A 15446-nucleotide genomic window follows, 5' to 3' on the forward strand; every position below is an offset into this window, starting at 1 on the left:
GCATATTTTGATGAATTTTGTTTTAGAATTAATAGGTCACAATACAAAGAATCCATTTTTCATAAAACAATTCTTAGAATGGTACTACAAAAACCTAAATATCAAAAAAATACAAAACAGACACTAGGCGTATAACTCAGAATGTTTTTTTTGATTTGAAAGAGTCCGATGTCGACAATATAACTTTGACTGAGTTCCTTAGTAGTGTCGGCAAAATATAGCCTAGATTCATTATCGCTTATGAAAAATTATTTTTTCCAGTTATTTGGTATTTTTATTTGGAAATTACCATTTGGTTCGGTAACGTTTTTTAAATTATTTAGAAGAGGAACTTCGGAGCAGATTAAATTTAGAGAGTTGCTTAGTTTTTCTTTTTTACAACCCATAAAGCAAATCAATCCGATAATACATGATATGATGAGAAGTCTAGATGTTTTGTCTTTTTTCATGAAAATAAATCAGAAGATCTGGTTTTGTTTGAAATCAATTTTGTTACATTTATCAAAATTACTAAAAAAACACAAAGAATTCTATGAAAGCGTTGGTTATATCAGGAGGAGGAAGTAAAGGTGCTTTTGCAGGTGGTGTTGCTGAGTATTTGATAAAGAAGCAGATGAAATCCTATGATTTGTTTATAGGAACTTCAACAGGAAGTTTGTTGATTTCTCATTTGGCATTAGGGAAAACTACCGAGTTAAAGGAGTTGTATACAAATGTTACAAATAGAAGTATCTTTGATAATAACCCCTTTTATATAAAGAAAATACATGGAGAAAAAGTAGTTACTATTAATCATATGAATGTATTATGGAACTTTATAAGGAAGAAAAAAACCTTTGGAGAAAGTAAAAACTTAAGACGTTTGATCCGTAAGAATGTTACAGAAGAGTATTATAATGAGTTAAGAGTAAATAATAAGGAAGTAGTTGTAACTGTGTCTAACCTAACAAAAAGCAGTATTGAATATAAGTCTATTTATGATTATTCATATGATGATTTCTGTGACTGGATTTGGGCTTCTTGTAATTATGTTCCTTTTATGAGTTTGTTTGAGAAAGATAATTGTCAATATGCTGATGGTGGTTTTGGTAGTTTGGTTCCTATACGTGAAGCTGTCAATCGAGGAGCTAAGGAGGTGGATGTGATTATTTTGGACACTGAGGTGAAGTATTATAATAATTTACCTATTAAGAATCCATTTTCTTTGATTTCATCGTTGTTTGAGTTTGTGTTAGGTAATGTTGAAAAGCACAATGTTATCATTGGTAAATTAGCTGCAAAGAATAAAGATGTAAAATTAAATCTTTATTATACTCCTACTATACTGACTGTTAATTCTTTGGTTTTTGATAAGAAAAAAATGGCTTCTTGGTGGAAAGAAGGCTACGAGTATGCTGAGTCAGTCTACGATAAACAAATGAATCAGATCAAGTATGATAAGTAAATCTGTAGATTGTGTCTTTTTCTTTTTAACAGATTATTATAGGTCTTGTGCTTTGCTATGTTTATTTTTGCAATAAACACCTATCTTTTTATGAAATTCAAAAGTGCTTTCCTTGTTTTATTGTTTTTTAGTTTTTTTGTTGCTATCGCACAAAATAACTCAAAAAAAACAAGCTATTTAAATGCCCGTTTGTATGAAAAAAAATTTGAGTTAATTCATACTAAATTGGATGTCAGTTTTGATATTCCAAAGGAATTGTTATTTGGAAAAGAATGGCTGACCTTGCGTCCCTATTTTTATGAAACGGATAAATTAACTTTGGATGCCAAAGGAATGACAATAAAAAAAATAGAGTTAGATGGCAGAGTGGTGAATTATAATTATATAGATCAGAAAATATATTTAGATTTAGAAAAAGTGTATAAAAAAGAGGATACTCTTAATTTGTATATAGAATATATTGCAGATCCTTCAAAAGTAAAACAAACGGCAAGTAAGGCAATAACAAGCGCAAAAGGACTTTATTTTATCAATCCGAAAGGGCTGGATATTGATAAGCCTACTCAGATTTGGACACAAGGAGAGACTGAATCGAGTAGTTGTTGGTTTCCTACAATTGATAGTCCAAATCAAAAAACGACACAAGAAATTTCAATTACAGTACCTTCTAAGTTTGTGACTTTGTCTAATGGCTTGTTAAAAAGTCAAAAAGACCACGACAATGGAGAAAGAACAGATTATTGGGTGATGAATAAAAAACATGCTCCTTATTTGTTCTTTATGGGGATTGGTGAGTTTTCGGTCGTAAAAGATGAGTGGAGAGGTATAGAAGTTAGCTATTATGTAGAAAAAGAATATGAGAGTCTGGCTAGGGATATTTTTGGAAAGACACCTAAAATGATGGATTTCTTTTCTGAAATTACAGGGGTGGATTATGTTTGGGATAAATATAGTCAGATTGTTGTTCGGGATTTCGTGAGTGGTGCAATGGAGAATACCACAGCAGTTGTCCATGCAGATATGGCTTATCAAACAAAAGGTGACCTGGTAGATGGGAATACATGGGAGCCCGTGATAGCGCATGAGTTGTTTCATCATTGGTTTGGTGATTTGGTGACAACGGAAAACTGGAGTAATATAAGTTTAAATGAGTCTTTTGCTAATTATAGTGAGTATTTATGGTTGGAGCATGAGTACGGCTATGATAGAGCGGAGGAGCATAGGATAAAATCTATAGAAGCTTATAAAAATGGAGGAAATCAATTGAAAAAATTGGTGCGTTTTGATTACGAAAACAAAGAAGATGTTTTTGATTTGGTTAGTTATAATAAAGGGGGAGCCGTTCTTCATATGTTGAAGAATTATATTGGAGAACAGGCATTTTATAAAGGGCTGCAACTTTATTTAAAAGAGAACATGTACTCATCAGCAGAAGTTTCTCAATTGAGATTGGTGTTTGAGGAGGTTTCAGGAAAGGATTTAAATTGGTTTTTTGATCAATGGTATTATGGATCAGGGCATCCTGAGATAAGGATTTCACATGATTATAATCTACTTGAGAAATCTGTTACCGTTACACTTAAACAGTTAGGGAAGGAATTTTATTTTCCAGTTGTTATTGATATATATGAGAGTGGGAAGAAAAAAAGAATAGAGTTATTTGTTGATCAGCAAGAGAAGTCGATTACATTTTCTTATGAAGAGTATCCTGATTGGATTCATGTAGATGCAAATCATGTGTTATTGGCGGAATTTATTGAGAATAAGACACTTAGTAATTATAAGTTTATTTTTTCGAATGCTGATTATTTTGATGATCGTAAAAAAGCACTATTGGAGCTTTCTAAGCATCAAGATGATAAGAAGATTTTTAATATGGTAGTGTCGGCTTTTGATGATGTGAATTATCAGGTGCAAGTATTGGCGTTAGAAAAAATTGATTTGAGTGGTAAATATGCGAAAAGCAAAGTGATATTTAAGATAGAACAAATCGCAAAAACAGCGAATAATAATCATGTTAAAGCTGCAGCTATAAAGGTTTTAGGTAAATTGGTTTATTTTGATTATCAGAAGTTTTTTGAGAAGTCATTTAATGATGAATCAAATAAAGTCAAGGGTGCTGCGTTGGAGGCGCTGTATTACTTAGATAAAGAATCTGCAATATCTAAGGCAAAAGAGTTGCCTGATAATGTTAAGAAGACAATTGCGTATCCATTGTCTAAAATATACATAAAGGAAAAGGATAAGAGTGAATTAGAGTTTGTTTCTAAATATATAATTCAAGGTTTGTATATGTCGAATAACGAGGAGACAAAATCTTTGTTTAAATTAGGTTTTGAATGGGTGTCTAGGTCTAATAATATTCAGGCCTTTAAGAATATTACAGAAGATATGGTGGCTAAAGGAAAGCAGTATAAGAAGTATAATTTTGACAAAGAGGCTGTTCGGTTGATGCGAGGTATGGTAAAAGAGCAAGATAAATTGGAGAATTCTAATAAAAAAGAATTGATTATAGTTGTGAATGAAGCTTTGGTACAGTTGATGAAAATTTAGTAATGGCTTTTTTATAAGCTATTAATATAGCTCGTGTTTTATGAGTTATATTTTTTTTGCGTTGGTTTTAACACCAATAATATTGCCTTCTATAAATAACTTATCTAGCAGTTCTGGAATAGCTGTAATCTCATTAGATTTTTCATTTACTCTAATTTGACCCAAAACTAAATTGTTTTGATTAGCCCATGCACTAACTGGTGATTTTTCTCCATTGAACTTTGCTCCTCTTAGTGTTTTTCCATCAATTTCGATTACTTGTCCTTTTGATAAGTTTGAAATAGAATTGACCCAATCTATAAAACAGGTTTCAAATTGAGAACTATCTATGGATCAAAACGCCCTATTTATAGTGCCTTCTCAGGGAATACCATTTGTTAATTGTAAGAATTTTTTCAAAAATTGTTCTTTTGAACTAGCAAACTCAACCATTTGTTTCCATATTTCTGCCCCACAAATTACCGAAATTATACCAATAAGAAGGATGTCAACCAAGTCATGTAACTTGTTTATATCGCTTCTAGGGTCTTCTACCTTGCCAAAAAATACTGACTAATTTGCTTTTTGAATCCATAATTATATTTACTTGATTGTCAATATAATATACGAAAAACCAACAATATAAACAACTACAAGCCAATCGAATTAACTTGAAAAAAGTGTGAGTTTGCCCTGAGTAAAACAGGATGTTACTTTGAAATATCAAAATATTTTCGTAAATTAAAGAGTGCATTTTTTGATGCTCGTAGATTGTTTCACTTTAAAATTTTTAATTATGAAGGACCAAATTTTAGATTCAAGCAAGTCAGAGGCTGATTTATCAAGTTTTAAGTCACCAACTGGATGGGGAAGACAACATTATGCAGGTAAAAGGATTCGAAAGATTAAAAATTATCGAACCGATTTGTTTCGACCTAATGAGTTGGTAAAGATGTCTTTTATTCAGCGTTTTGTCGCACTTCATATTAGTGGATTAAAATCGCGAAAAAGAGATGGAACTTTATAAACTCCCACAAATGTCGAAGTAAGGTAAATTACTTCGACATTTATTAAAAAAATGGATTTTTTATATCAGTATCTCGATGATGATTTGCTAAATTTGCAGTTAAATTATTTTCATGGGAATTATTAGAATTGAAAACATTCGCACTTATTCGTATCACGGTTGTTTAGAGGAAGAAGCTAAAATAGGCTCTGAGTATAGGGTAGATATTGAAGTAAAAGCAAACTTAAAAAAGTCTAGTAAGTCGGATAAACTAATAGACACAGTAGATTATGTTCATTTAAATTTGATAGTAAAAGAAGAAATGGATATTCGTTCTGAACTGCTGGAGCACGTAGCTAAAAGAATTCAAGATCGTGTTTTAGAAGAAATTCCAAGGGTGTCAAAAGTAATAATAGCAGTTTCTAAAGTAAACCCACCGATTGGAGGAGATGTAGAACAAGTGACTGTTGTATTGAAAAAGAGCAGGAAATAAGCCAGTTTTCATTTTTTTATTCCTAAAAAAAACAGAGAATTAGAAAAACTTGATATTTATTAAAAATATCTTGTACAAATTAGAAAATTAACTAAATTTGCAGCCTGAATGGCGTTGTGGCCGAGTGGCTAGGCAGTGGTCTGCAAAACCATCTACAGCGGTTCGAATCCGCTCGACGCCTCCAAATAAAACCATCTATCATTTGATAGATGGTTTTTGGTTTTATAGCCGTTCTGCCCCCCAATCCTACTTATGCAGAATTACCTGCAGTCGCAAATGCGAAACCAACATCTTAATCTATGTTTTATAACAGCTGTTTTTAGCAAAAAAAGATTTAGTTTTGTGTTATGAATTAATGCTAATAAGGCTTCTAATTTAGAGAAGCTATTGTTTTTTAAGACTGATAAGAACTATGAAAACGATTGTATTTACAGATTTGGATGGAACTTTTTTAAATCATAATGATTATTCGTTTGTTGAAGCATCTGAAGCTTTAGAGCAAATTTTGAATAAAGAAATACCCTTAGTTTTTACTACAAGTAAAACCAAAATAGAAGTTGAGCAGTTACAAGAAAAGGTGGAAATTAAAGAACCTTTTATTGTAGAAAATGGAGCAGCTCTATTTATTCCGAAAAATTACAAAGATTTTGATTTTTCTTTTTTAGCAGAGTTTGAACAGTACTATATATTGCAATTAGGCGTTTCTTATAGCCAGGTGTTAAATTTTTATAATCGCTATAAAAAGGAATTTAAAATGTTAGGTTTTAGCGATATGTCAATTGAAAAAGTAATGGAACTTACTGGGTTGTCTAAAGAAAATGCAAAAGCATCTAAACAGCGAAATTTCACTGAACCTTTTGTATTAGAAAACAATTCGTGTTTAGAAAATCTGGAAAAGCTAGCAGTAAAGCATCATTTAAAAATAACAAAAGGTGGTAGGTTTTATCATTTGATTGGAGAGCAGCAAGACAAAGGCAAAGCAGTAAAGAAGTGTATTTCACTTTTTGAAAACATGTATAATGAAAAAATAAACTCTATTGGTTTGGGAGATGGACAAAACGACGTACCTATGTTAAATAGTGTAGACATACCTATTGCAATTCAAAATAACGAAGGGAAATATGTAAGTATCTCGAAATCAAAATTACAAAAATCGAGTTTTAAAGGAGCAAAAGGTTGGAACGAAATGCTAATGAAAAATGTATAGATCAGAATTAGAAAAAATTTATTTTCAAGCTTTATACAAGGTAAAAGCCCCGTCATTAATTAATGATAATATATCCATAAACGGGAGTACAATTACGATAGTAAAAAATGAATATTTACTAAAAAATGATGCTAGGTTTTTTGTTTTTGGTGTTGGAAAAGCAGCCTATGAAATGGCGAAAGAATGTGAGGTTATTTTAAAAGATAAAATTTCAGGAGGTGTGGTTATTTCTACTTCTGTAGGAGCGTTACAATATATGGAACACTTTAGATCTACCCATCCTTTGGTCTCTAAAAAAAGTATAGAAGCTGCTACTATATTATTAGAAGCTGTTGAAAAATTAAATGAAAATGATTTTTTTGTTTTTTTATTGTCGGGAGGTGCCTCTGCAATGATAGAAAAGCCTATCAGCGGATTGCGCTTGGAGGATTTTACCAAAATATCATCTGCCTTGTTAACCTCAGGGATAGATATAAAAGCTTTAAATACGGTAAGAAAATCAATCTCAGAAATAAAAGGAGGAAAGTTAGCCAATCAGATAAAAGCCAAAGGAGAGGTCTTGGTTTTAAGTGATGTTATTGGAGATGATTTAAATACAATTGGCTCGGCACCTATGAATAATGGAAAATTTGCTCATCATATTATAGGAAATAATGAAATAGCATTGAATCGAGCAAAAGAATATATAAGTCCTAAAGTGGATATCGTAGAAATTATTACTACAACTTTAGAGGTGGATTCCATATCTGCTTCAGCATTTATTAGTTCTGAGATAAAAAAATACGATAAAAAATATGATAGTTTTTGTTTGTTATTTGGAGGAGAAACGACTACAATTGTAAATGGAGACGGCTATGGAGGAAGAAATCAAGAATTGGCACTACGGTTACTTTTAGCTAATTGTGTAAGTGAAAAAATAGCCATATTAAGTGCAGGAAGTGACGGTATCGATGGAAGGTCTGATGCTACAGGTGCTTTTATAGACTTTGAAATTTATAAAAAAATAGAACAAAAGAAACTATATCCAGAAACCTATTTAAAAAACAGTGATAGCAATACTTTTTTTAAAATATTGGAGTATGATTTTGTGACAGGAATTACAGGAACAAACGTAATGGACTTTATTATAATCTTAAAAAAATAAAACAAAATGTCAGATTTTTTTCAAAACGGAGTAATAACAACCTTACAGAATTTAGGAAGTAGAACTATAGAAGATTTAGAAAAAGAACTAGAAAAACTCAGCAAAAGGAGAGGGATGGTATTGTTATTACCAGCACTGTATTCAGAGTTTGAAACCCCTTCAATGCATAAGATTATTGAAGAGTTGAAACATGTAAAATATTTGTATAAAATAATTCTAGGACTAGATCAAGCTACGGAAGAACAGTTTGTTAAGGTGAAAAAAATGATGTCTGTGCTCCCTTGTAAAGTAGATGTTTTATGGAATGATGGACCTAGAGTAAAAGAATTGTATGCCGATTTGACTGCTGAAGGTTTTCCAGGGTTAGAAACAACTGGGAAAGGAAGAAATGTTTGGACTATGCTGGGCTGTGCTTTAGCAGATAAAGATGCTTATGCTTTTGCTTTACACGATTGTGATATCGTAAATTACACAAGAGAAGTTCCTGCCAGATTGTTTTATCCAATCGTACACCCTGCATTGGATTTTGAGTTTAACAAAGGTTTTTACTCCAGAGTTACCAATAAATTACACGGTAGAGCAACAAGGTTACTGTATACACCTTTGATAAAATCTTTAGCCAAAGTTTATGGTGGGAATCAGTACTTAGACTATATGGATAGTTTTCGATATTCTCTAGCTGGGGAATTCTCGTTTATAAGATCATTAGCACGTGGCATCGCAATTTCTCCAACCTGGGGTCTAGAAGTTTCAACACTAAGTGAGGTTTATAAAAACACTTCAAACAGAAGAATTTGTCAGACCGAAATCATGGAGAGTTATGAGCATAAGCATCAAGAGCTTGGAAATCAAGAAAATCAGAATGGGATTTATAAAATGTCTAAAGATATTGCTAAAACCTTATTTAGGGTGATGTCTCAAGAAGGAATCGTATTTTCAAAAGATTCTTTTAAAACACTATTAGCAACTTATTTTCAAGAGTCGAGGTTCGAGATCTCAAAATACAATGCCTTAAGTAAATTAAACTCATTAGAGTATAATAGAGAGAAAGAAATAAAAGCTGTAGAGGCTTTTCAAGATGCTATTAAAGATGCTTCCGAAGAGTTTCACGAAGATCCAATGGGAATTCCTTCTTTGTCATCTTGGATTACGGTCAGATCTGTAATGCCTAAATTTTCAGATAAATTTGTAGATTACGTTAGAAAAGACAACGAATAATATGAAACATATTTCAGATAAGGACCACACAATTAATAAAAGATTGCATCGGTTATATACACCTGAAATAGCTGGTCGTGCTGTAGATAGCATCATTGATTTAATTTTTAAATACAAATCAAGAATACAATCAAAAGAATACCCGTTAAGTGAAAAAGATGTGATCTTAATTACTTACGGAGATCAGGTAAACAAAGATCACGAAGCATCTTTACAAACCTTAAAAGGCTTTATGGACAGGCACCTTAAGGGAGTTATCAACTCTGTACATATCCTCCCTTTTTATCCTTATTCTTCAGATGATGGGTTTTCTGTTGTAAACTATGGTGCTGTAGATCCTAAAATGGGATCATGGAAAGAAATAGAACAAATTAGTGGAGATTATAGATTGATGGTCGACGGAGTTATCAATCATATATCTCAATTTTCAGACTGGTTTAAAGCTTTTTTAGATGGGGATCCTTATTTTCAAGATTTTTTTACAGAAGTAGATCCATCTATCGATTTAACCCAGGTTATAAGACCGAGAGCATTGCCACTTTTAAGTGAGTATGTTGACAATAAAGGAAAAATTAGATATGTATGGACCACCTTTAGTAGAGATCAGGTTGATTTAAACTATAAAAGTCATAGAGTTTTAAGAAATGTCTTGGATGCACTATTTTATTATGTAGAAAAAGGAGCTACTCTAATTAGGTTGGATGCTATTGCTTTTATTTGGAAGGAAATAGGAACTGAATGTGTTCATTTAGATCAAACACATGAATTAATTCAGTTGATGCGAGAAGTCTTACATGAGGTTGCTCCAGAGGTAATTATTATAACGGAAACCAATGTACCACATCACGAAAATGTATCTTATTTTGGAAGTGGTGATGATGAAGCTCAAATGGTATACAATTTTGCTTTGCCCCCATTGCTGGTTCATTCAATATTAAACGAAAACACAACAACCTTAACGCGATGGGCTAAAACCTTAGTGCTTCCAAGTGATAAAGTCTGCTTTTTTAACTTTACGGCAAGTCATGATGGGATTGGACTTAGACCTGTAAAAGGAATTTTAACAGATAATGAGGTTCAATATCTTGGAAATACGGTAAAAGAGCATGGAGGATTGGTTTCTTATAAAACAGATGCTGATGGAAGTAAAAGTCCATATGAGTTAAATTGTAGTTATATAGACGCTTTAACACATCCTAATGAAACCGATGAAGTTCGATATAAAAGAATGTTTTTAGCACAGGCGACTGTATTGGTAATGCCAGGCGTTCCAGGGATATATTTCCACTCTTTAGTCGGTTCTAGAAATTATCATGATGGAGTAAAACATTCTGGTCTTAATAGAACTATTAACAGAGAAAAATACAATATCGACTGGTTAGAAAAAGAATTGGAAACTCAAGGAACCTTAGCTAAAAAAATGCTGGATAATTATAAGCGGTTAATCTCTATTCGTATCAATGAAGCTGCATTTAATCCTTTTGGTAAATTTGAGTTTTTAGATTTAGGTCCCTCTATTTTTGCGGTAGATCAACATTGTATCCATAAAAAAGAAAGAGTTATAGCAATACACAATTTTTCTGATAAAGAAGTTGAATGTGTTTTGCCAGAAACAATTCCGTTACCCTTGCATAATGTTTTAGCTCTAAATTCATTAATTGAGCTAAATCAAAAAAGCTCGTTAATCAAATTAGAGCCATATCAAATGTTGTGGTTAAAAGGAAAAAGCAGGTAGTTCGAGTGATTTTTGACAGAATATTATTTATTTTCTCTGCGTAAAATTCAGTTGAATTGATAAGTTTTTTTCGAAATCGCAATGGGTATCTTGTATTTTTACCTTATTTTGCTAACTTATGTATGTTTGTTATTCTGAGTTAATATAAAGGCATTTTTAAAATTTATAAAATGAAGATTTATCCAATCGAAACAGGCAATATTAAATTAGACGGAGGTGCTATGTTTGGTGTGGTTCCCAAAAGTATTTGGCAACGTACCAATCCAGCAGACTCTAATAACATGATTGATATCACTATGCGTTGCTTACTTATTGAAGACGGCAACCGACTGATATTGATTGACACAGGTATTGGAAACAAACAATCAGATACTTTTTTTGGCTATTTTTATTTATCAGGAGATTTCTCTTTAGATAACTCATTGGCAAAATTGGGTTTTCATAGAAATCAAATAACAGATGTTTTTTTTACACATTTACATTTTGATCACTGTGGCGGAGCTATAGAATGGAATAAAAATAAAACAGGCTACCAACCTGCCTTTAAAAACGCCAAATACTGGTCGAATAAAGAACATTGGCAATGGGCAACTGAACCAAATCCACGAGAAAAAGCCTCTTTTTTAAAAGAGAATATCTTACCCCTCCAAGAATCAGGTCAGTTGGAGTTTATCGATTTAAAAGCAAAAAAATTTATTTCTAATTCAGAATTGAATTTTGGTATATTATGTGTTGATGGACATACTGAAAAGCAGATGATTCCTTATATAAATTACAAAGGAAAAACCCTCGTTTTTACAGCTGATTTATTGCCAACCGTTGGTCATTTGCCTTTGCCATACGTAATGAGCTATGACACAAAACCTTTGCTAACAATGAGTGAAAAAGCTTTATTTTTAAACGAGGCAGCAGACAAAGAATATATATTGTTTTCAGAACACGATGCTTATAATGAGTTGTGTACTGTAAAACACACAGATAGAGGAGTGCGTCTCCAAAATAGTTATACTTTTAACGAAGTCTTTAGTTGATTTTAAAAAAAATAAATATGAAATTATTAAAACACTTTTACGTTACAGCATTAATTACCATAAGTTTAGTAAGTTGTAAATCCATTCACAAAATCCCTGTTCCAATAGCAGTTCAAAATGGGGTTGAAATTGGAGCAAAGAATATGGCTCTTACTGAATCTGAAAAACAAACTTGGGGGCATGCAGATATTGCAACCGACACCATTCCTGGGATGAGTATTTTACAAGCTTATGATTTTTTAAAAGGAAAAAAATCTATAGAAGTTATTGTTGCCGTCAACGACTCTGGGATTGATTTAGATCATGAAGATTTAAAAGATGTTTTATGGACAAATCCAAAAGAAATTGCTGGAAACGGAATTGACAATGATAAAAATGGATATATAGATGACATACATGGATGGAATTTCTTAGGAGATATCTACGATGAAAATTTAGAGATCACAAGAATTATCAAACTTAAATCTGAAAAATTCGAAGGAAAAATAGATTCTGAAATTGACCCAAAACACAAGGAAGAGTACGATGAGTATATGAAAATGAAAGAGGTTTTTGACGAAAAATTAGATGAGGCTTCTTCTGAAAAAGAAAAATATACGTTTTACTTACAAATGTTCGAGACTTCTCATGACGCCATGATTGCCAATACAGGTAAAGAAGATTATGATTTGGCAGATGTAGAAGCAATTGTTACCGTTGATGCTATGTTGTTAAAGCAAAAAGAATTTACACTAAATATTTTAAACGGAGGAACAAGTATTTCTGATGAAATAAAGCAAATTCAACGCGGATTAGATCATTATACCTCCTCTGTAGATAATCATTACAACTTAGATTTTAATCCTAGAAAGGATTTGTTAGGTGATGATGAAAATGATATGAGTACCAAATACTATGGAAATGGTGACCCTAGTAACCGCCAAATAGATGAAATTCATGGGACTCATGTAGCGGGAATAATTTTAGCGTCTAATGGAAACGGAAAAGGAGTAGACGGGGTTGCTATAAACGCTAAACTAATGTCGGTTCGTTGTGTCCCAAATGGTGATGAGTATGACAAAGATGTAGCTTTGGCTTTTAGATATGCTGTTGATAATGGAGCCAAAGTAATCAACACAAGTTTTGGTAAAACATATTCTATGCATGCTGATTGGGTACATGAAGCAATTAAATATGCCGAAAAACACGATGTATTGATTGTAAATGCAGCGGGTAATGATGCTGAAGATATTGATGTTGTAGCTACGTATCCAAATGACGCTCCCGATTTAAAAGAAGAAATTTCTGACAATATGATTACCATTGGAGCAATAGGTTCTAGTTATGACAAGAATATGTTAGCTGTTTTCTCTAATTTCGGTCAAATAAATGTAGATATTTTTGCTCCAGGGGTGAAAATTTATGCTCCAGTACCTAATAATGAATATAAGTATTTAAGTGGTACTTCTATGGCCTCTCCATCTACTGCAGGTGTTGCAGCTATGATCCGTTCTTATTACCCAGAGTTATCTGCAAGTCAGGTAAAGCATATTCTTATGAACTCAGGTACAATCATTAACTTTAAAGTTATAAAGCCAGGTACCGAAGATGAATTGGTAAGTTTGTCAGAGTTATGTGTTTCAGGTAGAATTGTAAATGCCTTTAATGCCGTGAAAATGGCAGATGAAATGGTTGTTAAAAAGAAATAATAATTTAAAACCCAAACTATGCGTTTGATATCTAGTAGTGTTGCTTGTCTTTTTTGTTTATTTTCAATTGCAGCTCAGAATACGAGCTATTGGCAGCAACATGTTTCTTATAAAATGGATATTGATATGGATATAAAATCATATCAATACAAAGGAAAACAAACCTTGACTTATACCAATAATTCACCAGACGTTTTAAATAAGGTATATTACCATTTGTATTTTAATGCTTTTCAGCCAGGCAGTGAAATGGATATTCGTTTGCAAAATATTCAAGACCCAGATGGAAGAATGGTGATTAAGTCGGGAACAGAAGAAAAACCTGTGGTTATCAGTAAAATATCTATTTTAAAACCTGATGAAATCGGATTTATCAAAGTAAATATGTTAACACAAGATGGTGTCGCTGTCAAAACTAAGATAGACGGTACTATTTTAGAAGTTAAACTAAATACACCTATTCAACCTGGTGCCAAAACAGTTTTTGAAATGAACTTTTTAGGGCAGGTTCCTTTACATATTAGAAGGGCAGGAAGAAACAACAAAGAAGGTGTAGCCTTGTCTATGGCGCAGTGGTATCCCAAATTAGCGGAATATGATTTTGAAGGTTGGCATGCGAATTCTTATATTGGAAGAGAGTTTCATGGTGTTTGGGGTGATTTTGATGTGACTTTACATATAAATAAAAAATACATTGTAGGAGGATCTGGCTATTTGCAAAACCCTAATGAAATTGGTTATGGTTATGAAGATGCTGGTGTAAAAGTAAAAAAACACAAAGGCGAAAAACTGACTTGGCATTTTATAGCTCCGAATGTGCATGATTTTACTTGGGCAGCAGACCCGAATTTTGCACATGATGTTTTGGTAGCGGAAAATGGTGTTCAACTTCATTTTTTGTACAAAAATAAAATGGACAAAGAGTATTTGAAAAGCTGGAAAAAGCTACAGCCTAAAACAGCGGAATTACTAACCTATTTTAATAAACATATCGGAGACTATCCCTACGAACAATATTCTGTAATACAGGGAGGAGATGGAGGAATGGAGTATGCAATGTGTACATTGATTACTGGTGAAAGAACTTTTAGAAGTTTAGTTGGAGTTGTTGCTCATGAAATGGCGCATTCTTGGTTTCAATTTGTTTTGGCAACAAATGAATCAAAACACCCTTGGATGGACGAAGGTTTTACTACCTATATTTCAAGTCATGCTGTAAATGAAATTTTAAATGAAAAAAAAGAAAACCCTATAGCAGGATCTTATAAAGGCTATTATAATTTATTGAATTATGGTATTGAAGAGCCTTTAACTACTCATGCAGATGCCTATCATTATAATTTAGCATATAGCGTCGGAAGTTATAGTAAAGGTTCAATTTTCTTGTCGCAATTAGAGTATGTGATCGGTAAAGAAAATGTGGAAAAGACTTTAAAAAAATATTACGCAGAGTTTCAGTTCAAACACCCGACACCAAATGATATTAAAAGATCGGCAGAAAAGGTCTCTGGTATTTCTTTGGATTGGTATTTAAATTATTGGACACAAACCAAACACACAATAGATTATGCCGTTTCTGTAAAAACCTCTAAAACAGTTGTTTTGGAAAGACTGGGAAGAATGCCCATGCCTATAGATGTATTGTTAACCTATAAAGACGGAAGTACAGAAGCATTTTATATTCCATTAAAAATGATGAGAGGAGCCAAACCAACCACAGCAACTGTTTTGGACAGCTGGGCCTGGGTAGCACCTACTTATGAATTTACGGTAACTAAAGAGATACATTCTGTACAAATTGACCCGTCAGGTTTAATGGCTGATAAAGAGACTGGAAACAATATCTATCCAAGACTAGTGGAATAACAAGACTGAAACCGTGTGGAGTCAAGAATACTAGTTAAAAAGATTGAATTTAAAAGGATGATTCTACAAAGACTAAATCAAA

At 32.5% G+C, this 15446-nt stretch carries 12 protein-coding genes, 1 tRNA gene and 2 pseudogenes; 13 read left to right on the forward strand and 2 right to left on the reverse strand.

Translation table 11 applies throughout. From position 1 onward, the window contains the following. A pseudogene (locus V5787_RS03930) lies at positions 1–135 on the forward strand (IS1595 family transposase); the annotation flags it as partial. 113 nt (positions 136–248) lie between these two features. On the opposite strand, the gene V5787_RS03935 reads toward V5787_RS03930, so the two are convergent. Continuing rightward, entirely contained in the window at positions 249–449 is a 201-nt protein-coding gene (locus tag V5787_RS03935; RefSeq protein ID WP_336891971.1) for a hypothetical protein, read from the reverse strand. Positions 450–532: 83 nt separating this feature from the next. Here V5787_RS03935 and V5787_RS03940 point away from each other — a divergent pair, with 83 nt between their 5' ends. Continuing rightward, on the forward strand, positions 533–1444 hold the full coding sequence (locus tag V5787_RS03940) for a patatin-like phospholipase family protein (protein WP_336891972.1): 912 nt from the start codon (positions 533–535) through the stop codon (positions 1442–1444). 90 nt (positions 1445–1534) lie between these two features. Further along, positions 1535–3997, forward strand: coding sequence for a M1 family metallopeptidase (locus V5787_RS03945; RefSeq protein WP_336891973.1), 2463 nt, complete (start codon positions 1535–1537; stop codon positions 3995–3997). A gap of 75 nt (positions 3998–4072) precedes the next feature. Here V5787_RS03945 and V5787_RS03950 read toward each other — a convergent pair. Further along, positions 4073–4540 (reverse strand): annotated as a pseudogene (locus V5787_RS03950) (ISAs1 family transposase); the annotation flags it as partial. 232 nt (positions 4541–4772) lie between these two features. Between V5787_RS03950 and V5787_RS03955 the strand changes: the two are divergent. The 10 genes from V5787_RS03955 (at position 4773) to V5787_RS04000 (ending at position 15364) form a co-directional block, all read left to right on the forward strand. Continuing rightward, positions 4773–5003 carry a hypothetical protein gene (locus tag V5787_RS03955; RefSeq protein ID WP_336891974.1) on the forward strand — a complete coding sequence of 77 codons (231 nt, stop codon included), beginning with the start codon at positions 4773–4775 and terminating at the stop codon, positions 5001–5003. 112 nt (positions 5004–5115) lie between these two features. Next, positions 5116–5475 carry a dihydroneopterin aldolase gene (gene folB / locus V5787_RS03960; protein WP_336891975.1) on the forward strand — a complete coding sequence of 120 codons (360 nt, stop codon included), beginning with the start codon at positions 5116–5118 and terminating at the stop codon, positions 5473–5475. Positions 5476–5585: 110 nt separating this feature from the next. Then, a tRNA-Cys gene (locus tag V5787_RS03965) sits at positions 5586–5659 on the forward strand. Positions 5660–5887: 228 nt separating this feature from the next. Continuing rightward, positions 5888–6682, forward strand: coding sequence for an HAD-IIB family hydrolase (locus V5787_RS03970; RefSeq protein ID WP_336891976.1), 795 nt, complete (start codon positions 5888–5890; stop codon positions 6680–6682). Then, positions 6675–7826 (forward strand): DUF4147 domain-containing protein, encoded by a 1152-nt coding sequence (locus V5787_RS03975; protein ID WP_336891977.1) that lies wholly within the window; start codon positions 6675–6677, stop codon positions 7824–7826. Before V5787_RS03970 ends, V5787_RS03975 begins: the two co-directional genes overlap by 8 nt. 6 nt (positions 7827–7832) lie before the next feature. After that, positions 7833–9044 carry a glycosyl transferase gene (locus V5787_RS03980; protein WP_336891978.1) on the forward strand — a complete coding sequence of 404 codons (1212 nt, stop codon included), beginning with the start codon at positions 7833–7835 and terminating at the stop codon, positions 9042–9044. Position 9045: 1 nt separating this feature from the next. After that, on the forward strand, positions 9046–10779 hold the full coding sequence (locus tag V5787_RS03985) for a sugar phosphorylase (RefSeq protein ID WP_336891979.1): 1734 nt from the start codon (positions 9046–9048) through the stop codon (positions 10777–10779). Between the two features lie 170 nt (positions 10780–10949). Continuing rightward, the gene (locus V5787_RS03990) at positions 10950–11810 is read left to right on the forward strand and encodes an MBL fold metallo-hydrolase (protein ID WP_336891980.1); all 861 of its coding nucleotides are present in this window, start codon (positions 10950–10952) and stop codon (positions 11808–11810) included. A 17-nt stretch (positions 11811–11827) separates the two neighbouring features. Beyond that, positions 11828–13498: a S8 family peptidase gene (locus V5787_RS03995; protein WP_336891981.1), complete on the forward strand. Its 1671-nt coding sequence runs from the start codon at positions 11828–11830 to the stop codon at positions 13496–13498. An 18-nt stretch (positions 13499–13516) separates the two neighbouring features. Beyond that, the gene (locus V5787_RS04000; RefSeq protein ID WP_336891982.1) at positions 13517–15364 is read left to right on the forward strand and encodes a M1 family metallopeptidase; all 1848 of its coding nucleotides are present in this window, start codon (positions 13517–13519) and stop codon (positions 15362–15364) included. The last annotated feature ends 82 nt before the right edge of the window (positions 15365–15446 follow it).

Source organism: Flavicella sp. (assembly GCF_037132785.1).
Classification (GTDB): Bacteria; Bacteroidota; Bacteroidia; order Flavobacteriales; family Flavobacteriaceae; genus Flavicella.

What these genes read in the sequence shown, in the direction of transcription:
- V5787_RS03935 (WP_336891971.1), bottom strand. Translation starts at nt 449, where the DNA reads ATGAAAAAAGACAAAACATCTAGACTTCTCATCATATCATGTATTATC.
- V5787_RS04000 (WP_336891982.1), top strand. Translation starts at nt 13,517, where the DNA reads ATGCGTTTGATATCTAGTAGTGTTGCTTGTCTTTTTTGTTTATTTTCA.
- V5787_RS03990 (WP_336891980.1), top strand. Translation starts at nt 10,950, where the DNA reads ATGAAGATTTATCCAATCGAAACAGGCAATATTAAATTAGACGGAGGT.
- V5787_RS03985 (WP_336891979.1), top strand. Translation starts at nt 9,046, where the DNA reads ATGAAACATATTTCAGATAAGGACCACACAATTAATAAAAGATTGCAT.
- V5787_RS03955 (WP_336891974.1), top strand. Translation starts at nt 4,773, where the DNA reads ATGAAGGACCAAATTTTAGATTCAAGCAAGTCAGAGGCTGATTTATCA.
- V5787_RS03940 (WP_336891972.1), top strand. Translation starts at nt 533, where the DNA reads ATGAAAGCGTTGGTTATATCAGGAGGAGGAAGTAAAGGTGCTTTTGCA.
- V5787_RS03970 (WP_336891976.1), top strand. Translation starts at nt 5,888, where the DNA reads ATGAAAACGATTGTATTTACAGATTTGGATGGAACTTTTTTAAATCAT.
- folB (WP_336891975.1), top strand. Translation starts at nt 5,116, where the DNA reads ATGGGAATTATTAGAATTGAAAACATTCGCACTTATTCGTATCACGGT.
- V5787_RS03975 (WP_336891977.1), top strand. Translation starts at nt 6,675, where the DNA reads ATGTATAGATCAGAATTAGAAAAAATTTATTTTCAAGCTTTATACAAG.
- V5787_RS03980 (WP_336891978.1), top strand. Translation starts at nt 7,833, where the DNA reads ATGTCAGATTTTTTTCAAAACGGAGTAATAACAACCTTACAGAATTTA.
- V5787_RS03945 (WP_336891973.1), top strand. Translation starts at nt 1,535, where the DNA reads ATGAAATTCAAAAGTGCTTTCCTTGTTTTATTGTTTTTTAGTTTTTTT.
- V5787_RS03995 (WP_336891981.1), top strand. Translation starts at nt 11,828, where the DNA reads ATGAAATTATTAAAACACTTTTACGTTACAGCATTAATTACCATAAGT.